At 75.2% G+C, this 19,709-nt stretch carries 12 protein-coding genes; 11 read left to right on the forward strand and 1 reads right to left on the reverse strand.

The features are described 5' to 3' along the window. A partial coding sequence (locus ACFVGO_RS23690; protein WP_380633869.1) for an Rv3654c family TadE-like protein occupies positions 1–339 on the forward strand: 339 nt, incomplete at its 5' end. Here ACFVGO_RS23690 and ACFVGO_RS23695 read toward each other — a convergent pair. Then, a complete protein-coding gene (locus tag ACFVGO_RS23695) occupies positions 334–2,808 on the reverse strand; it encodes a DEAD/DEAH box helicase (RefSeq protein ID WP_380633871.1) in 2,475 nt (824 codons plus the stop codon). The genes ACFVGO_RS23690 and ACFVGO_RS23695 overlap by 6 nt on opposite strands. 222 nt (positions 2,809–3,030) lie before the next feature. Here ACFVGO_RS23695 and bldG point away from each other — a divergent pair, with 222 nt between their 5' ends. The 10 genes from bldG (at position 3,031) to ACFVGO_RS23745 (ending at position 19,657) form a co-directional block, all read left to right on the forward strand. Then, positions 3,031–3,372, forward strand: a complete 342-nt coding sequence (gene bldG, locus ACFVGO_RS23700) for an anti-sigma factor antagonist BldG (protein WP_049659132.1) — start codon at positions 3,031–3,033, stop codon at positions 3,370–3,372. Between the two features lie 159 nt (positions 3,373–3,531). Beyond that, positions 3,532–3,951 carry an ATP-binding protein gene (locus ACFVGO_RS23705; RefSeq protein WP_359902044.1) on the forward strand — a complete coding sequence of 140 codons (420 nt, stop codon included), beginning with the start codon at positions 3,532–3,534 and terminating at the stop codon, positions 3,949–3,951. A gap of 548 nt (positions 3,952–4,499) precedes the next feature. Continuing rightward, the gene (locus ACFVGO_RS23710; RefSeq protein ID WP_380633874.1) at positions 4,500–5,282 is read left to right on the forward strand and encodes a hypothetical protein; all 783 of its coding nucleotides are present in this window, start codon (positions 4,500–4,502) and stop codon (positions 5,280–5,282) included. A gap of 326 nt (positions 5,283–5,608) precedes the next feature. Then, complete coding sequence (locus tag ACFVGO_RS23715) at positions 5,609–7,141, forward strand: methyltransferase (RefSeq protein WP_359902050.1); 1,533 nt, start codon at positions 5,609–5,611, stop codon at positions 7,139–7,141. A gap of 287 nt (positions 7,142–7,428) precedes the next feature. Beyond that, complete coding sequence (locus tag ACFVGO_RS23720) at positions 7,429–7,887, forward strand: DUF3592 domain-containing protein (RefSeq protein ID WP_359902053.1); 459 nt, start codon at positions 7,429–7,431, stop codon at positions 7,885–7,887. Positions 7,888–8,246: 359 nt separating this feature from the next. Beyond that, positions 8,247–11,129: a type I DNA topoisomerase gene (gene topA / locus ACFVGO_RS23725; RefSeq protein WP_380633876.1), complete on the forward strand. Its 2,883-nt coding sequence runs from the start codon at positions 8,247–8,249 to the stop codon at positions 11,127–11,129. Positions 11,130–11,285: 156 nt separating this feature from the next. Beyond that, the gene (gene tmk, locus ACFVGO_RS23730) at positions 11,286–14,858 is read left to right on the forward strand and encodes a dTMP kinase (RefSeq protein ID WP_380633878.1); all 3,573 of its coding nucleotides are present in this window, start codon (positions 11,286–11,288) and stop codon (positions 14,856–14,858) included. A 179-nt stretch (positions 14,859–15,037) separates the two neighbouring features. Continuing rightward, positions 15,038–16,249, forward strand: coding sequence for a DNA polymerase III subunit delta' (locus tag ACFVGO_RS23735; RefSeq protein WP_359902138.1), 1,212 nt, complete (start codon positions 15,038–15,040; stop codon positions 16,247–16,249). 296 nt (positions 16,250–16,545) lie between these two features. After that, positions 16,546–17,736: a hypothetical protein gene (locus tag ACFVGO_RS23740; protein ID WP_380352446.1), complete on the forward strand. Its 1,191-nt coding sequence runs from the start codon at positions 16,546–16,548 to the stop codon at positions 17,734–17,736. 178 nt (positions 17,737–17,914) lie between these two features. Further along, the gene (locus ACFVGO_RS23745; RefSeq protein ID WP_380633881.1) at positions 17,915–19,657 is read left to right on the forward strand and encodes an alpha/beta hydrolase; all 1,743 of its coding nucleotides are present in this window, start codon (positions 17,915–17,917) and stop codon (positions 19,655–19,657) included. Positions 19,658–19,709: the final 52 nt, after the last annotated feature.

Consider the following 19,709-nt stretch of genomic DNA (forward strand, 5'->3'; position numbering starts at 1 on the left):
TCCCGGCACCGGGCCGAGTCGGCGGCCGACCTCGCGGCCCTCGCCGCGGCGGACCGGCTGCTGCTGGACCGGGACGGCGGCTGCGCCCGGGCCGCCGCTATCGCCGCCGCGCAGGGCGCCGGACTGGTGTCCTGTGCGGTCGACCGGTCGGGGGACGCCGTCGAGGTGGTGGCCGAGGTGGACGTCCGCGGGCTCCCGGCCCGGCTGCCCGTCGGCCCGGCGCGGGCGAGGGCCCGGGCCGGGCCGGTACGGGCCCCGGTCACCGGCCCCGAGGACGTGCCGGACGCCGGGCCGGTGGGGGATCCGAGCGGAGCCCCGAGTGCGGCGGCGGTCTCATGAACGGGCCGGCGCTCCACCTTCCGGTCCCGGGGCCGCCTCCGGCGCGTCGGGCGCCTCCGGACCGGCGCTCGTGTCCGAAGCGTCCGAAGCATCCGAAGCGTCCGGAGTCTCCGGGCCGTCGGGCGCCTCCCGTCCGTCCTGCGTCTCCGCGGCTCCGGCGGCCCCGGCCAGCAGGACGTCCAGGAGCCGGACGGCGGCGGCCTTGTCCAGCGGGTCGTTCCCGTTGCCGCACTTGGGCGACTGGACGCAGGACGGGCAGCCGCGCTCGCACTCGCAGGAGGCGATCGCCGTCCGGGTGGCCGTCAGCCACTGGACCGCCCGCCGGAAGCCCCGTTCGGCGAAGCCGGCCCCGCCCGGGTGGCCGTCGTAGACGAACACGGTCGGCAGGCCGGTGTCCGGGTGCAGCGGGACGGAGACGCCGCCGATGTCCCACCGGTCGCAGGTGGCGAACAGCGGCAGCAGTCCGATCGAGGCGTGCTCGGCGGCGTGGGCGGCGCCGGGCAACTGGTCGGGCGGGATGTCCGCGTCGAGCAGCTGGTCCTCGGTGACGGTCCACCAGACCGCGCGGGTGCGCAGCGTGCGGGGCGGCAGGTCGAGCTTGGTCTCGCCCATGATCTCCCCGGTGGAGATCCGCTTGCGGAGGTAGCCGACCACCTGGTTGACCACCTCCACCGAGCCGAAGCTGAGCCGGCCCTCGCCCCATTCCACGGTGGTGTCGGTGTCCAGGACGGAGACGGAGGTGATGTCGCGGGCGGCCGTGGTGTACGGCGGGTCGGCCGGTTCGACCAGGGCCACGGAGTTCTCCAGGTCGAACTCCCGTACCAGGTAGGTGCGGCCCTGGTGGAGGTGGACGGCCCCGGTGTGGACGCTGGTGTGGGCGGCCGCGGCGTCCACCGTGCCGAGCAGGCGGCCGGTGTCGGCCTCGACGATCTGAACCGGACTGCCTCCGCTGCCGCGCAGGTCCACCGCGTCGGCCGCGCGCTCGCGACGGGTCCAGTACCAGGAGCCGTCACTGCGCCGGCGCAGCAGGCCGCGCCGTTCCAGGACCGGGAGCAGCGGCGCGGTGGACGGCCCGAACAGTTCCAGGTCGGCATCGGTGAGCGGGAGTTCGGCTGCCGCCGCGCACAGGTGCGGGGCGAGCACGTGCGGGTTGTCGGGGTCGAGCACGGTGGCCTCGACGGGCGCCGCGAACAGCGCCTCCGGGTGGTGCACCAGGTAGGTGTCCAGCGGGTCGTCCCGGGCGATCAGCACGGCCAGCGCGCCCTGGGCCTCCCGGCCCGCCCGGCCCGCCTGCTGCCAGAGCGAGGCCCGGGTGCCGGGGTAGCCGGCCATCAGGACGGCGTCGAGGCCGGAGATGTCGACGCCCAGTTCGAGAGCGGAGGTGGAGGCGAGGCCGAGCAGTCGGCCGGTGTGCAGATCGCGTTCCAGGGCGCGGCGTTCGTCGGCGAGGTAGCCGCCGCGGTAGGCGGCCACCCGTCCGGCGAGCGGGCGGTCGAGCTGGTCCTGGGCCTGGAGCGCCACGAGCTCGGCGGCACGCCGGGAGCGGACGAAGACGACGGTGCGGATCTCCCGCTCGACCAGGTCGGTCAGCAGGTGCGCGGCCTCGGCGGTCGCGGTGCGGCGCACGGGCGCGCCGTGCTCGCCGACGTTCTCGGTGAGCGGCGGCTCCCAGAGGCCGAAGACCATCGGCCCGCGCGGCGAGGCGTCCTCGGTTACGGCGACGGCGGGCAGGCCGGTCAGTCGCCGGGCGGTCGCGGCCGGGTCGGCGGTGGTGGCGGAGGCCAGCAGGAAGGTGGGTGACGAGCCGTAACGGGCGCAGATGCGGCGCAGCCGCCGCAGCACCTGGGCGACGTGCGAGCCGAACACGCCCCGGTAGCTGTGGCATTCGTCGACGACCACGTAACGCAACGCCTTGAGGAAGGAGGACCAGCGGGCGTGGCCGGGCAGGATGCCCCGGTGGAGCATGTCCGGGTTGGTGAGCACGTAGGAGGCGTACTGGCGGACCCACTCGCGCTCCTCGGTCGGGGTGTCGCCGTCGTACAGGGCGGCGCGGACCCTCGGCGGGGCGAGTTCGGCCGCCCGGCGGCGCTGGTCGGCGGCGAGCGCCTTGGTCGGAGCCAGGTAGAGCGCGGTGGCGCCGCGGCCGTTGCGGGCCTCGGTGCCGTCGAGGAGGTCGCTGAGCACCGGTGCCAGATAGCCCAGCGACTTGCCCGAGGCGGTGCCTGTGGCGATCACCACAGTCTGGCCGCTTTTGGCCAGATTCATCGCTTCTGCCTGGTGCGCCCACGGCTGTTCCACCCCGAGGGCGCGTGCCGCGGCCACGACCTCCGGACGGATCGAGTCCGGCCACGGTGAATAACGTGCAGGTCGGGCGGGAAGGTGCTCCGTATGGGTGAGCCGGTCGGACCGCCCCCGGCCGGTGGCCAGGGTCGTGAGCAGTGCCTCGGGCGGGCTGTGTCGGGGCGGCATGGGGACCCAGTGTGTCACCGGCGTGACGGAGAATCGTCGTAAGCCATCGTGCGGGCATGGCCGCAGGTGGTTGAATGTGGCCGTGACGGCCGTATGGCCGTGGGTCGCAGCGCTGAGGCTTGCCACGCGTTGGCTGGGCGCGCCCGGGCTCGCGACCATGCGGTGGCGGCCGTCCGGCCGAGGATCGCACATGACGTAGCAAGGCAAGGTGCTGGAGGTTCCGTGGACCTGTCCCTGTCGACCCGTTCAGTCGGCGATCGTACGGTCGTCGAGGTTGGCGGCGAGATCGATGTGTACACCGCCCCGAAGCTGCGGGAGCAGCTGGTCGAGCTCGTCAACGACGGCAAGTACCACCTCGTCGTCGACATGGAGGGCGTCGACTTCCTCGACTCGACCGGCCTCGGTGTGCTGGTCGGCGGTCTGAAGCGGGTGCGCGCCCACGAGGGCTCGCTGCGCCTCGTCTGCAACCAGGAGCGCATCCTGAAGATCTTCCGCATCACCGGCCTGACCAAGGTCTTCCCGATCCACACCTCGGTGGACGACGCGGTCAACGCGACCGACTGACGCGGCCGGGCCGGCCCGGGTGGCCGGCCCGCTCGTTTCCTCGCGTCCGGGAGCCCGGGCCCGTGCGGCCCGGTGCGTCCCCGGACGCCCCTGGGCCGGTTCCGCCGGCCCGCAGGGGCCGGACCTCCGGCCCCGGTCGGAGCACCCCGAGGGGGAGAGATGGCAACCGTCGAACTTCGATTCAGCGCGCTTCCCGAGCATGTGCGGACGGCCCGACTGGTCGCCGCGGCCGTCGCCAGACGGGCCGGGGTCGACGAGTCGGTGCTCGACGAGGTCCGGCTCGCGGTCGGCGAGGCGTGCTCCCGCGCGGTCGGGCTGCACCAGCGCGGCGGCATCGGCGGCACGGTCCGGGTCGCGCTGACCGATCAGGAGAAGCGTTTCCTCATCGAGGTCGAGGACGAGGCCGGCCCCGCCGCCGTCCCGGCCTCCGGCGCCGCCGAGGGCGGCGACCCGGACGAGGACACCCTGGGCCTCGCCGTGATCACCGGCCTGGTCGAGGACCTGGAGGTCACCAACGGCACGGACGGTGGCCTGATCCGGATGAGCTGGCCGGTCTCGGTCCCCTCCGTCGCGGTCTGAGGCGCCGCGGGCGTCGGCGGCGCCGCTTTCGCGCTTCCGCACGCCCGCGAGGGCTGGAGCCAGGCTCCCGGGCAGGCGTCGACGCGTGGTGATCCCGGCGGTCGGCTGTTCCCGGACGACCGGGTCCGCTCGTCGACCGGGCCTCGTCGCGATGGACGACGTCCGGGTGGGTTCGCATCCCGTCACCCGGACGACCGGGCAGGCCGTCGGGACATCGGCAGCCGCCTCGACCTCCGAAGCGTTCCGGGCCGAGCTGCCGGTCAGCCGGCGGAGGGCACCCGGGGCGAGGAGGTCCGCGTCGGCATGCCCGTAGGCCGGCTGTGCGAGGACGCGCCCTCCCCTGCCGGTGCAGCAGCAGCGGCCGACCTCGCCCGTCGTTCCGCTCGACGGCGATCCCGCACGACATCGAGCATCGGCACGGGCAGCAGGCAGCAGGCAGCAGGCAGCGGGCAGCGGGCAGCGGGGGAGTGAAACCGGAAATCGGGGAACGGACACCGGCCGTGTAGGTTCGACGACCGATGACGACCGAAACCGAAAGGCTCCTCCCGGTGAACAAGCGACTGCTGGCCGTACCCGCCCTCGGCGTGCTGCTCGCGTTCGGTGCCGTCGGCTGTGGCGGCGACGACAACAACAGCAAGCAGCTGGAGTCCTGGGCGTCGACCGTCTGCGGCGCCGCCAAGGACCCGATCTCCCAGGCGCAGGCCGCGCTCGCCGACACCGGCCAGGTGAAGACCGGCGAAGTCCCCGCCGACCTCCAGAAGCGGCTCTCCACGGACATCGGGCGGCTGGCCAAGACCAACCAGGACATAGCCGCCGCCATCGACGGTGCCGGGGCGCCCAAGGTGCAGGACGGCGCGACCCTCCAGAAGGACACCGTCGACGAGCTGAAGAAGGCGGCCGACGGCTACGTAGAGGTCCAGAAGAAGCTGGACGCGCTGCCCAACACCGACCAGGCCAAGTTCGCCGACGGGCTGCGCAGCGTGGCCGACCAGGTGCAGCAGCTGGCCTCGCTCTCCACCCAGGCGCAGAGCAAGCTCCAGCGCGGCGATCTCGGCGCGGCGATGGCCAAGCAGGAGGGCTGCAAGCCGTCCCCGACCACCGCCCCGACCGGCGGTGCCACCGGTGGTGCGGGTGCCGGCGTGAGCGGCACCCCGGCCCCGGGCGGTGCGGGCACGACCCCCGCCCCCGGCGCCACCGACACCCCGGGCGCTCCGGCCACCACCCCGGCGCCCGGCGCGACCGACAGTGCGAGCCCGGCCGCTGCCGGCGCGACCACCGCTCCGTCCGCCCCGGCCGGCACCCCGGCGAACCCCGCCCCCAGCGCGAGCTGAGCCCCGGCGGACCGCACGATCCGACGCGCCCGCCCCCGACACCGGCCCGACACCGGCCCGACACCGGCCCGTCCCCGGCCCGTCCCCGGCCTGGGACCCGGCTGGTGATGGGCGGCGCGCGTCGGCCATGACGAAGTCACCCGAGCCGCCTCCGCGAGCCGCCTCCGCGAGCCGCCGCCGCCGGCCGCCGCCGCCGAACGACTCGGCGCCCCCGGCAGGGCGGCGCGCGGCGGCTCCCGGGGGCGTGCGTGGTGGTGCGGGCTTCCGTCCGATGGCCGTGGGGCGCAGCGGCGGCCGCGGGGTGGGCGCCGGGGGACAATGGCGGGGTGATCAGTAGCCCCGTTCTCGACCCGACCCGCCTCGCCAAGTTCCGCGAGGCGCTGCTCGCCGCCTCGTTCACCGCCGACGGGTGCCTGGACCTGCTCGGGCCCACCGGCTATTCGGCGTTGGCCCGCAGCGAGGCGGTCCCGGCACTGCGGGCGACCCGCGGTGGCAGCCCGCTGGAGACGCTGGTGCGGCTGTTCCTGCTCCAGCAGCCGGTCCCGTACCGGGCGGCCGCCGCCGCGCTGCCGGTGGAGGACTGCCTGGCGGACGGCTGGCTGCGCCCCGACGGCGATCTGGTGCGCGCCACCGTCGACGTCCGGCCGTACGCCAACGAGGTGGCCGGGATGCCCAGTTCGGATGCCTGGGTGGTTTCCGACCTGGGCTGCGCGGTGGGCGGCGCGGGCGGCATCGGCTCCGGCGAGACCGCGCACGGGGTGGCCCGCAAGGACCTGGTGCTGGGCGTCGGCGGTGCCTCCACCACGCTGGCCAACATCACCGTGCGCCGTCCCGTCCGGGCCGCGCTGGACCTCGGTTCGGGCTCCGGTGTCCAGGCGCTGCACGCGGCCCGCCACGCCGGGACCGTCACTGCCACGGACCTCAATCCGCGCGCGCTGCGCTTCACCGAGCTGACCCTGGCGCTGTCCGGTTTCGACAACACCGAGGTGTCCGCCGGAAGCCTCTTCGAGCCGGTCGGGGAGCGGAAGTTCGACCTGATCGTGTCCAACCCGCCGTTCGTCATCTCGCCGGGCGGCCGGTTCACCTACCGCGACGGCGGCATGGCCGGGGACGACCTGTGCCGCAGCCTGGTCCGCTCGGCCGCCGACCACCTTGAGCCCGGCGGCTACTGCCAGCTGCTCGCCAACTGGCAGCACGTCAAGGGCGAGGACTGGCAGGAGCGGCTGGCCGGCTGGGTCGCGGGCACCGGCCTGGACGCCTGGGTCGTCCAGCGCGAGGTCCAGGACGTGGCCCAGTACGCCGAGTTGTGGCTGCGCGACGGCGGTGACCACCGCGGCCCCGGTGGCGACTACCAGGCCCGGTACGGCGAGTGGCTGGACGCCTTCGAGTCGGGCCGGGTCGAGGGCATCGGGATGGGCTGGATCACCCTGCGGGCGAGCGGCGCCGAGCGTCCGACCGTCCGGGTGGAGGAGTGGCCGCACCCGGTGGAGCAGCCGCTGGGCCCGCACATCGAGGCCTGGTTCGACCGGCAGGACTTCCTCCGCTCGCACGACGACGCGGGCCTGCTCGCGGCCCGCTACGTGCTGGCCGACGAGGTGGTCCAGGAGCAGGTCGGCGCGCCGGGCGCGGAGGACCCGGAGCACGTGATCCTGCGTCACAACCGGGGCATGCGGCGCGCCACCAAGGTGGACACCGTGGGTGCCGGGTTCGTAGGGGTCTGCGACGGGACGCTGTCGGCGGGCGAGATCGTGGACGCCATCGCGCAGCTGCTCGGCGAGGACCGGGTGGTCCTGCGGGACCGGGTGCCGGAGTCGCTGCGCCTGCTGACCGAGCAGGGGTTCATCGACCCGGTCCGCTGAAGCCCGTCCCGACGCGTCCTGACCCGTCCCGACGCGTCCTGACCCGTCCCGGCCCCCCGTGGCCGGATTCACCGTGCCCGGATTCACCGTGCCCGGTTGCGCCGTGCCCGGATTCACCGTGCCCGGACCCCGGCTCTCCGTGACCGCATCCGCCGAGACCTGACCGGTTCACTCGCCCGTACCCCCTGGTTCGTCCGGCCGCCGCCGGGCGGCAGTCTCCCGTTGGCTCTCCACTGTGAAGCTCTGTCCACAGGCTGTGGACAGAGCTGGGGAGCCGGGGGCCAGGGGTGGACACGACGACGGCGATGGTGGGCGGGTCGGTGCTCGCCCTCTTCGGTGGCGTGCTGCTGCTCTGGTGCGCCGCCGAAGTGGGGTTGCGCCTGCGGGTGCGCCGCCGGGGGGCGTCGGCGGTGGCCACCGTGATGGCCGAGGACGACGTGCACGGCCAGCTGGACAGTGCTCCGCTGCTCTCCTTCTCGGTGCCGCCCTCGGTCGGCGGCGCGGGCGCGTGCGGGATCGCCGGGCTGGTGATCGCCCGTCCGCGGGGGCACACCCCGCTGCGCCGCCCGGACCGCTTCGCGCCCGGAGCCTCGGTGCGGATCTGTTACGACCCGCGGCGCCCGAGCAGGGTGGTGCTGGCCGCGGGGGAGGTCGGTCGGGCTGCCGTCGTGGACCTGCTGTGGAGCGTCCTGGGCGTGGGCTGCCTGGCGGCGGGCGCCGGGCTCCTGGCCGTGGCCGGCAGCTGAGCCCCGCCCCAGCCCCGCTCCGCCCTCGCCCCGTCCCCACCCCGCCGCCCGTGAGAACCCGTCGATTTTCCGTTGACAGATCTTGAAATCCGTCATTCCATCCTCCGGAACCTGCCGAAGGCCCCCCTCCGCGGGGCGCGAACCTCCGTCATCGGGTTACCGTTCGAGTGGCGTCGGTGAGCCCGGCAAGTGAAAAAGCGGGATCCGTCCGTTTGACAAGGGTGGCCGGGGTACGGTCACACTCCGCTGGTGGGGGTGTCGTGCCGCGGCAGCCCCGGGGCGGTGGAGGGGTCGGGCGGAGTGCAGCCCGTGCTGCCGGCGCCGACCAGCCACATAAGGACCGGGAGAGAAGAGCGAAGGTGTCCCCGAGCAGCGAGACCGCGCACGGACAGCGACTCGTCATTGTCGAGTCGCCGGCCAAGGCGAAGACGATCAAGGGCTACCTGGGCCCCGGCTACATCGTCGAGGCGAGCGTCGGGCACATCCGCGACCTCCCCAGCACCGCGGCCGAGGTGCCGGACAAGTACACCGGCGAGGTGCGGCGCCTCGGGGTGGACGTCGACCACGACTTCGCGCCCATCTACGTGGTCAACGCGGACAAGAAGTCCCAGGTCAGCAAGTTGAAGTCGCTGCTCGCGGAGTCCGACGAGCTCTTCCTCGCCACCGATGAGGACCGCGAGGGCGAGGCCATCGCGTGGCACCTCCAGCAGGTGCTCAAGCCCAAGGTGCCGGTGCACCGCATGGTGTTCCACGAGATCACCAAGTCGGCGATCCAGGAGGCCGTGGCCAACCCGCGCGAGCTCAACCAGCGCCTGGTCGACGCCCAGGAGACCCGCCGCATCCTCGACCGGCTGTACGGCTTCGAGGTTTCGCCGGTGCTGTGGAAGAAGGTCATGCCGAAGCTGTCGGCGGGCCGGGTGCAGTCCGTCGCCACCCGACTGGTGGTCGAGCGCGAGCGCGAGCGGATGGCCTTCCGCGCCGCTTCGTACTGGGACCTGGTCGGCACCTTCGGCACCGGCCGCACCCCGGCCGACGCCGCCAACCCGGAGACCTTCGGTGCCCGGCTGGCCTCCGTCGACGGCAAGCGGATCGCCAGCGGCCGCGACTTCGGCCAGGACGGCCGGCTGAAGGCCGCCAGCGCGAACACCCTGCACCTGGACGAGCAGGCGGCCCGTCAGCTGGCCGCCGCCCTGGAGCAGACGGCGTTCGGCGTCCGCAGCGTCGAGTCCAAGCCGTACCGCCGCTCGCCGTACGCGCCGTTCCGCACCACGACGCTCCAGCAGGAGGCCAGCCGCAAGCTGGGCTTCGGCGCCAAGCGGACCATGCAGGTGGCCCAGAAGCTGTACGAGAACGGCTTCATCACCTATATGCGTACCGACTCCACCACGCTGTCGGACACCGCGATCACCGCGGCCCGGGCCCAGGTCACCCAGCTGTACGGCGCGGACTACCTGCCGGACGCCCCGCGCACCTACGCCAGCAAGGTGAAGAACGCGCAGGAGGCGCACGAGGCGGTCCGCCCGTCCGGCGACCGTTTCCGCACCCCCGCCGAGACCGGCCTGACCGGTGACGACTTCAGGCTGTACGAGCTGATCTGGATGCGCACCGTCGCCTCCCAGATGAAGGACGCGGTCGGCCAGTCCGTCACCGTCCGGGTCGGCGGCACCTCCGCCGACGGCCGGGACGTCGAGTTCTCGGCCACCGGCAAGATCATCACCTTCCACGGTTTCCTCAAGGCCTACGTCGAGGGCGCCGACGACCCGAACGCGGAGCTCGACGACCGCGAGCGCCGGCTGCCGCAGGTCGCCCAGGGCGACCCGCTGGCCGCCGAGCGGATCACCCCGGAGGGCCACGCCACCAAGCCGCCGGCCCGCTACACCGAGGCCTCGCTGGTCAAGGAGCTGGAGGACCGGGAGATCGGCCGCCCCTCCACCTACGCGTCGATCATCGACACGATCATCCAGCGCCGGTACGTCTTCAAGAAGGGGACGGCGCTCGTCCCGTCCTTCCTCTCCTTCGCCGTGGTCAACCTGCTGGAGAAGCACTTCGGCCGGCTGGTCGACTACGACTTCACCGCCAAGATGGAGGACGACCTCGACCGGATCGCCGCCGGTGAGGCGCAGTCCGTGCCGTGGCTGAAGCGCTTCTACTTCGGTGAGGGCGAGGGCCACGCCGCGGGCGGCGCCGCCGAGGCCGGCAACGGCGACGGCGACCACCTGGGCGGCCTGAAGGAACTGGTCACCGACCTCGGCGCGATCGACGCCCGGGAGATCAGCTCGTTCAGGGTCAGCGACGACATCACCCTGCGGGTCGGCCGCTACGGCCCGTACGTCGAGCGCGCCTCCACCGTCGAGGGCGAGCCGGGCCAGCGTGCCGACATCCCGGACGAGCTGCCGCCGGACGAGCTCACCGTCGAGCTGGCCGAGGAGCTGCTGGCCAAGCCCAGCGGCGACTTCGAGCTCGGCCCGGACCCGGTCGGCGGCAACATGCTGGTCGCCAAGGACGGCCGCTACGGCCCGTACGTGACCGAGATCCTGCCCGAGGGCACGCCGAAGACCGGCAAGAACGCGGTCAAGCCGCGCACCGCCTCGCTGTTCAAGACGATGTCGCTGGACACCGTCACGCTGGAGGACGCGCTGCGGCTGCTCTCGCTGCCCCGGGTGGTCGGCACCGACGCCGAGGGCGCGGAGATCACCGCGCAGAACGGCCGCTACGGCCCGTACCTCAAGCGCGGCACCGACTCCCGTTCGCTCACCAGCGAGGACCAGCTCTTCACGATCACCCTCGACGAGGCGCTGGCGATCTACGCCCAGCCGAAGCAGCGCGGCCGGGCGGCCGCCGCCCCGCCGCTCAAGGAGCTGGGCAACGACCCGGTCAGCGAGCGCCCGGTGGTGGTCAAGGACGGCCGCTTCGGTCCGTACGTGACCGACGGCGAGACCAACGCCACGCTCCGCAAGGACGACGACGTCGAGACCATCACGCCGGAGCGCGGGTACGAGCTGCTCGCCGAGAAGCGGGCACGCGGACCGGTGAAGAAGGCGGCGAAGAAGGCCCCGGCGAAGAAGGCCGCGGCCAAGAAGACGACCACCGCCAAGACCGCGGCGACCAAGACCGCGGCCGCGAAGAAGACCGCCGCGAAGAAGGCCACCACCAAGACGGCGGCGGCGAAGAAGACGGCGGCCAAGAAGACCGCCACGAGCAGGACGGCGGCCGACAAGGCCTCGGCCACCGAAGAAGGCTGATCCGCGGTCACCGCGGCCGGGCCCGCACCCCCGATCCCGGGGGGCGGGCCCGAGGCCCGTCGGGTCTGTGCGGGGTACGTCACAACCCGGTGATGAGCACGATCCGGAAGCCCGTTCGCCACATTCCGGCCAGGCCCAGCCCGCTACGCTGACCGTATGACGAGCGAGGAGCAGCCCACCCCCAGCGCCCCGGCCGCCAGAGCGGGGGTGTCCGACCTGCCCGAGGTCGCGCCCGCCGGGACTCCGGTGGACCGGGCCCGGGCCCTGCTGCGGACACGTGCCTACCGGCGCCTGTGGACCACCCAGCTGATCGGCGGCACCGCCGACCGGCTCGGTCTGCTGGTGCTGATCGCGCTCACCGTGATCGCCGCCGCCCAGGACGGCCGGTTCGGCAGCCTGCCGCGCAGCCTCGCCTTCGCCCTCGCCGCGGTCCTCGCCGTCCGGGTGCTGGCGACCGGCCTGGTCGGCGTCGCACTGCTCGGCCCGGTGCACCGGCTGGTCACCGGCCGACTGGACCGGCGCTGGACGCTCTTCGGCGCCGACGTGCTGCGCGCCCTGCTGATCGGCCTCGCCCCCTGGTGGAGCGTCTGGCTGGGGTCCGCCGCCGAGCCGTCCGGGGCCGCCACCTACGCCCTGCTCGCCACCGTGTTCGTCACCGGTGCCGCCGAGCGGGTCCGGGGGATCGCCAAGGCCGCCGCCGTTCCCGGCCTGCTGCCTCCGGCCAACCCGCACCTGCCGGTCGCCGAGCAGCGCCCGGCCGCGGCCAACCTGGAGAGCGTCCGGAGCATCGACCGCTTCACCGGCTGGGTGACCGTGCCGCTCGGCGCGCTCGGCCTGGTGGCCTTCACCCTGCTCAACAACATCGGCGCGGCCCTCGGCTCCGACTGGCTCCGCGCCCACCAGCTCACCTTCGCGGCGCTCGGCGCGGCCGGGCTGTTCGCCGCCGCGGCGGTCCGCGACCACCTCCAGCAGCTGCCCGGCGGCCCGGTGTCCGTCGCCCCGGTCTCGCCGCTCCAGGGACTGCGCGCCCCGACCGACGCCGCCCCCGGCCCCGCGCTGAGCAAGGGGCGCACCGGCGGCGCCCCGTACTTCACCTTCGCCGTCGCGGCCGGCTACGCCGCGATGGCGGGCGTCGCCGCGCTCGCGCTGCTCACCGCCGCCGAGCACCGCGCCGGGCCGATCGGCTACGGCCTGCTGGTGCTCGCCGCCGCCGGGACGCCCGCCCTGGGCGCCCGGCTCACCCGGGCCACGCTGCCCTCGCTGTCCCGTCGCCGGCTGCTCGCGCTGGCGCTGCTCACCCAGGGCGTCGCACTGATCCTGGCCGGGCTGGTGCTGGACTTCGTGCTGGTCCTGCTGCTCACCGTGCTGGCCGGGCTGGCCGCCGGGATCGTGATCTCGGCCGGACGCACCCTGCTCGCCCAGGAGGTCGAGGAGGCCCGGCTGCCGAAGGTCACCGAGCACCTGTTCGCGGTGCTCCGGACCGTGGTCGCCGCCGCGCTGGTCGTCGTCCCGCTGATCGCCGCCGCCTACGGGGACGTCGAGTACGGCACCGTCGAGCCCGGCTCCTTCACCTTCATCCACGGCGGCGCGGCCCTGGCCGTCGCCACCTCCGGGCTGCTCACGCTGGTGCTCGCCGCGGTCGTGCTGCTGCGCACCGACGACCGGCGCGGCACCGCGCCGTTCGTCCGGGACCTGGTGGACTCGGTGCGCGGCCCGGGCGGCCCGGCGCCGCGCCTCGGCGCGGGCACCGGCTTCTTCATCGCCCTGGAGGGCGGCGACGGCGCCGGCAAGTCCACCCAGGCCCAGGCGCTCGCCGAGTGGATCCGCGGCAAGGGGCACGAGGTCGTGCTCACCCGCGAGCCCGGCGGCAGTCCGGTCGGCCAGCGGCTGCGCGGCCTCGTCCTGGACGTCGGCAACACCGGCCTGTCGCACCGCGCCGAGGCGCTGATCTACGCCGCCGACCGCGCCGAGCACGTCGAGAACGTCATCCGGCCGGCCCTCGCCCGCGGCGCCGTGGTGATCACCGACCGGTACATGGACTCCTCCATCGCCTACCAGGGCGCCGGTCGCGACCTGGCCGCGACCGAGGTCGCCCGGATCTCCCGCTGGGCCACCGGCGGGCTGCTGCCCGACCTGACCGTCGTCCTGGATGTCGACCCGACCAAGGCCCGCGAGCGCTTCACCGAGGCGCTGGACCGGCTGGAGTCCGAGCCCACCGAGTTCCACCTGCGGGTCCGGGCCGGCTTCCTCGCCCTCGCCGCCGCCGACCCGGCGCGCTACCTGGTCGTGGACGGCAGCCAGGCCCCCGGCTTCGTCACCACTGCCATCCGGCACCGGCTCGACCGCGAGCTGCCGCTCTCCGAGCAGGAGAGGGCCGCCCGCGCCGAGCAGGAGCGGCTGGCCAAGGAGGAGGCCGAGCGCCGCGCCGCCGAGGAGGCCCGGAAGAAGGCCGAGGAGGAGGCCGCCGAGCGCAAGCGGCAGGAGGTGCTGGCGCAGCTGCGGGCCGAGCAGGCGGAGCAGGAGCGGCTGGCCAAGGAGGAGGCCGAGCGGGCCGCCGCCGAGGCCCGGCGCAAGGCCGAGGAGGAAGCGCGCCGCAGGGCCGAGGAGGAGGCCGCGCGTCGCGCCGAGCAGGAGGCCGAGCGGCGCAGGGCCGAGGAGGCCCGGCTGGCCGCCGAGGCCGCCGAGCGCAAGCGGATCGCCGAGGAGGCGGCCGCCCAGGCCGAGCTCCAGCGGCAGCGCGAGCTGGCCCGCGAGGAGCAGCGCCGCCGGGCGGAGGAGGCGCTCCAGCGGGCCGAGGAGGCGCGGCTGGCGCAGGCCGCCGCGCTCGCGGCCGCGGCTGCGGCGGCGGAGTCCGCGGAGGGCCGGGCCGAGGCGCGGCCGGGTCCGGGGTCGGCATCCGACGCGGGTTCGGCGACGGGTTCGGCTTCGGCGTCCGGTCCGGGTTCGGGTTCGGTGGCCGGGGAGTCGGCTGCGGAGACGACCACGGAGCTGCGGGCGGTCCGGGACGTTCCGAAGGGCGCCCCGCGGGACGCGGCGCAGTCGGCGGCGCAGGCTCCGGTGGGCGGGCTCGGGGACGAGGCGACGCGCGAGCTCTCGCCGCGGGACCGGCAGGCGGCCGTCCGGGCTGCTGAGGCCGCCGAGGCGCGCAAGGCCGCGGAGGCTGCCGAGGCGCGCCGGGCGGCCGGCGGAACCGCCGGTACGGTCGACGAGACCGCCAAGCTGCCGGTGGTGCCGGCCTCGGCGGTGGACGAGACGGCCGTGCTGCCGAGGGTCCCGGCGGAGGCCGACCGGACCGAGGTGCTGCCGCGGATCGAGCCGGGCCGCACCGAGGAGCGTGCCGGAGGCCGTACCGGAGGCCGCACCGAGGGCCGGCCGGCGCAGGGGCCGCGGCGCGCGGAGCCGGTGGACAGCACCCGCGAGCTGCCGGTGGTCGACGCCGGGCCGACGGCCGAGCGGTCGCAGCCCGGTGCCGAGCGGCCGAGGCCGGAGTGGGCCGAGGAGACGCCGCTGGACGACCTGCCGAGCCTCACCGACACCCTGCTGGGCTCGCACGACGAGTGGACGCGCTGGGAGCACGGCGGTCAGGGCCAGGGCGCTCCGTACGACGGCCCGCAGGGCGGCGCGGAGCGGCCCGAGGGCCGCGGGGACGCACAGGACAAGGGCGACGGCACGGGTGACGGCAAGGGCGACGGCAAGGGCAAGGGCCGTCGTTGGGGCCGCCGGGGCTGACCGGACACGTGTGGGCGGCGCCGTCGGGGCAGGTCCCCGGCGGCGCCGCCGCGTTCCGTGGGGCCGCCTCCTCGCCCCGCCGTGACCCGGACGGAGCAGTGGGTGTCGGAGCGGAGACGTATGCTCGACGGCGGGGAAGAGGCGCCACGAGCGCTGCCGTACTGAGCTTGGGAGCAGTAGTGGCCGTCTGGGACGACCTGGTGGGCCAGGAGCGGGTGGTCGAGCAGCTGACCGCCGCCGCCCGGGCGGCCGGGGCGACGATCGAGGCCGGTCGCGGGACCGCCCCGGTCGAGGGCGCGAACGCCTCCCTGATGACGCACGCGTGGCTGTTCACCGGCCCGCCCGGCGCCGGGCAGGTCACCGCCGCGCGCTCCTTCGCCGCCGCCCTCCAGTGCACCAGTCCCGACCTCGCGCTCGGCGGCACGCCCGGCTGCGGGTTCTGCGACGGCTGCCACACCGTGCTGGCCGGCAGCCACGCCGACGTGAAGTACGTCCGTACCGACGGCCTCTCCATCGGCGTCGGCGACATGCGCGACCTGGTCGTGCGCGCCTCCAGCTACCCGACCGGCGGCCGCTGGTCGGTGATCCTGGTGGACGCCGCCCACCGGCTCACCGAGGCCGCCGCGAACGCGCTGCTCAAGGGCGTGGAGGAACCCTCCCCGCGCACCGTCTGGCTGCTGTGCGCCCCCTCCGTCCAGGACGTGCTGCCGACCATCCGCTCACGCTGCCGCCTGCTGGTGCTGCGCACCCCCGCGGCCGAGGCGGTCGCCGACACGCTGGTCCGCCGTGACGGCGTCGACCCGGAGACCGCCCGGCTCGCCGCGCTGGCCGGGCAGGGCGACATCGAGCGCTCGCGCCGCCTCGCCGTCGACGAACAGGCCCGCACCCGCCGGACGGAGGTGCTGCGCATCCCGCTGGAGGTGGGAGACATCGGCGGCTGCCTGACCGCCGCCCAGCGCCTGGTCGACACCGCCAAGGCCGACGCCGAGGCGCTCGCCGAGACCCAGGACGCCAAGGAGACGGACGACCTCAAGGCCGCCTACGGCGCCTACGAGGGCGGCAAGGTGCCGCGCGGCATGGCCGGCGCGGTCAAGGAGCTGGAGAAGCGGCAGAAGAGCCGGGCCACCCGCACCCGCCGGGAGACCCTCGGCGTCGCCCTGCTCGACCTGCTCGGCTTCTACCGGGACGTGCTCGCCATCCAGCTCGGCTCCACCGGCGCGCTCGCCAACGAGGACCAGCGGCAGGCGCTGAACCGGGTGGCCCAGGCCGGGCCGGCGGAGAGCACGCTGCGGCGGATCGAGGCGGTGCTGGCCTGCCGTCAGGCGCTGGACCGCAACGTCGACCCGCTGCTCGCGGTCGAGGCGATGACGGTGGCGTTGCGCGCGGGCTGAGTGACGGCTGAGCGCGGGCTGAGCGCCGATCGGGGGCGGGGCCGTCCGGCTCCGGGCCCTCGGGCCCTCGGACCGTCCACCCGGGCGTCGCTCCGGCGGGCGTCGGCTGTACGCCTCCCGGAGCCGGTGCGCCATCCCACCTTCGAGTGAACGAGCGACACTCGCCGGGCACACCGTCGTGTGACCGTCCACCCGTTGTGCACGCTGGGGGCCGACTGCGCCCGCTGCCGGGGCGGTCGCCTTCCGTGCGCGCCGGGTCCGGTTCGGCGCGACCCCCTCCAGAGGTGGTGCGTCCCGTGGTTCGTTCGCTCCTCGTCATCCCCTTGCTGGCCGCCGCCCTCGGCGGGATCTGGCTGGCCCGGGGCGCCCAACACCGCTGGCGCGACCTGCGCGCCGCCGAGACCTACGAGCTGGCCGGCGACCGCTGGCCGATGCTGCTGCGGGCGGCCGGGGCGATGGTCTGCGGGGTGTGCGTCACCGCGCTGACGGTGCTCACCACGCTGGGCGCCTTCGGCGGTCTCGGCCGGGGCACCCAGGAGCCGGACCGGGCGGAGCCGGTCGTGGACGCGGCGGGCTCGGCTCCGGGCACGGACACGGGTGCCGGGACCGGTTCGGGGACGGTGGTCCGGCAGCAGCAGGCGGTGCCGCCCGCGGTCGCCGAGTCGGCCGCCGCCCCCGACCCCGCTGCCCCCGCCGCCGTCGCGGCTGCCGCGGCCCCCGCCGTGGTCAGCCGCTTCGACAGCGTCGGCCACCCCGGCGGGGGCGAGCTGCTCCAGTCCGCCGTACTGGGCCCCGACGGCCACCCCCGCAACATCCGGGTCTGGCTTCCGCCGCAGTACGCCAAGGAGCCGAACGCCCGCTTCCCGGTCGTCGTGATGCAGGCCGCCACGCCCCAGAAGACCGCCGACGCCGAGGTCCCGGACGTCTTCGAGGGCATCGGGGCGGCCCTCCAGACCGGCAAGTCCCACCCCTTCATCCTGGTCGCCCCCGAGGCGCCGAACGGCACCGCGCACCCCTGCGAACTGGTCGCCGCCGCTCCGGCCGCCGTCGCCGACGACGCGACGCTGCGCACCACCATCGCGACCTCCTTCCGCACCCTGCCGCCCGGCCCGGCCTCCTGGGGCACCCTCGGCGTCGAGGCCGGCGCGCCCTGCGCGGCCGCCGCCGGGCTCTCCCGGCCCGACCTGTACGGCGCGGCGGCGGCGGTCTCCGGCCGGTACGACGCCACCGCGCTCACCCAGACCGGTGCCGAGGCCCCGGCCGGCAGCGCCGCCAAGCTGCTGCTGGCCGCCGCCAAGGGCGACTCCGCCGGGCTGGACGCGGCCCGCAAGCTCCAGGCCGCACTGAAGGCCGGCCCCGGAGCGGCGGCCAAGGCCGAGGTGCGGATCTCGGACAACGTGCAGGACTTCACCCCCGACCGGGAGCGGCTGCGGCTGGTCCGTCAGGCAGCGCAGTTCCTGGCCGAGGCGCTGGCCAGGGCGTCCTGAGGGCAGGTCCGGCGGCACTACGCTGCCCGGTACCCCGGAGCGGGTGCCGGGCAGCTGCGTTTCCTCCGGGGTGCTTCGAGGGTTGTTCCCACTGCGGGTGTTCCTCCGGTGTTCCCCGGTGTTCCCCCGGTGTTCCTTCGGTTCTTCCACGTGCTGGTCGGTTGCGGAGAGGTGGCGGATGAGGGCCTTCGAGCGGGCACAGGCGCAGGCGCAGGCATCGGTGCGGGCGCGGGCACAGGCATCGGCGCGGGCACGGGTGCTGGCCGCGGCGCTGGTCGTCGTAGGGCTGCTGGCGGGCGGTTGCAGCGCGGATCCGGCCGGGGCGCCGGCGGCCCCCTCCCCGGACCCGGCCGCCTCCGGCACGTCCTCGGCCCCGACGGCCGCGGGGGCCGGAGCCACCCCGCTGGAGCCGCTGCCCGCCGCCGTCCCGGCCGCGCTCGCGCCGTACTACGCGCAACGTCCGGTCTGGCAGCCCTGCGACAGCGGGTTCGAGTGCACGACGTTCCGGGTGCCGCTGGACTACGACCACCCGGGGGACGGGGACCTCACCCTCGCGGCCGCCCGGGCCGCGGCGGAACCGGCGGGCACCGGGAGTGCTTCCTCCGACCCGTCCGCCCCCGCCCCCGCCTCCGACCCGTCCGCCCCCGCCCCCGCCGCCTCCGCTTCCCAGGGCACGCGGCTCGGCTCCCTCCTGCTCAACCCGGGCGGGCCCGGCGGCTCCGCGATCGAGTACCTGGAGGCCGCCGCCCGCACGTACGACCACGGGGTGCGGGCCCGCTACGACCTGGTCGGCCTCGACCCGCGCGGGGTGGGCCGCAGCAGCCCCGTCAGCTGCCTGAGCGGCGACCGGATGGACGCCTACACCGCCGTCGGCCTGGCGCCCGGCGACCAGGGCGGCGTCGACGCGCTGGTCGCGGCCGACAAGGAGTTCGCCGAGGGCTGCCGGACGCAGGCCGGGGCGGCGCTCGGCCACCTCGGCACCGTCGAGGCCGCCCGCGACATGGACGTGCTGCGCGCCCTGCTCGGCGACGAGAAGCTGAACTTCGTCGGCAAGTCCTACGGCACCTTCCTCGGCGCGACCTACGCCGGGCTGTTCCCGAGCCGGGTCGGGCGGCTGGTGCTGGACGGCGCGATGGACCCGTCGCTCGACTCCGTCGCCGGCAACCGCACCCAGGCGGGCGGCTTCGAGACCGCCTGGGCCGCCTTCGCGCAGGACTGCGCCAAGCGCGAGGACTGCCCGCTCGGCCGCACCGAGCAGCAGGTCGGCGACCGGCTCACCGCCCTGCTCGGCGGGGTCCGCACCGCCCCGCTGCCCACCACCGACGCCGGCCGTCGGCTCACCGGGTCCCAGGCGACCACCGGCGTCATCCAGGCCATGTACGCCGACTTCCTCTGGCCCAAGCTGCGCGCCGCGCTCACCGACGCCGAGGCCGGCGACGGCACCGGGCTGCTGAGGCTCTCCGACGACTACTACGGGCGCGAGTCGGACGGCTCGTACCCCAACCTGATGTTCGCCAACATTGCGGTGAACTGCCTCGACCTGCCCGCCCCGTTCCACGGCCCGGAGGACGTCCAGCGGGCGGTACCGGAGTTCGAGCGGGTCTCGCCGCACTTCGGGCGCGACATGGCCTGGATGGCCCTGACCTGCGCCTACTGGCCGGTCCGGGCCACCGGGGCGGCGCACACCGTCCGGGCCACCGGCGCCGCCCCGATCGTCGTCATCGGCACCACCCGCGACCCGGCCACCCCGTACGCCTGGGCGCAGTCGCTGGCCGGCCAGCTGGAGTCCGGGCGCCTGCTCACCTTCGACGGCGACGGCCACACCGCGTACGGCCGGCACAGCACCTGCGTGGACGGCGCGGTGAACCGCTTCCTGCTGACCGGGGAGGCCCCGGAGCAGGGCAAGCGCTGCGAGCGGTAGGGCGGGCCGGGCGCCGGCCGACCGACAGGTGGTTTTCACTTCAACCGATTAC

The sequence above is a fragment of the Kitasatospora sp. NPDC057738 genome, assembly GCF_042798815.1.
Taxonomy (GTDB): Bacteria; Actinomycetota; Actinomycetes; order Streptomycetales; family Streptomycetaceae; genus Kitasatospora; species Kitasatospora lactacystinica.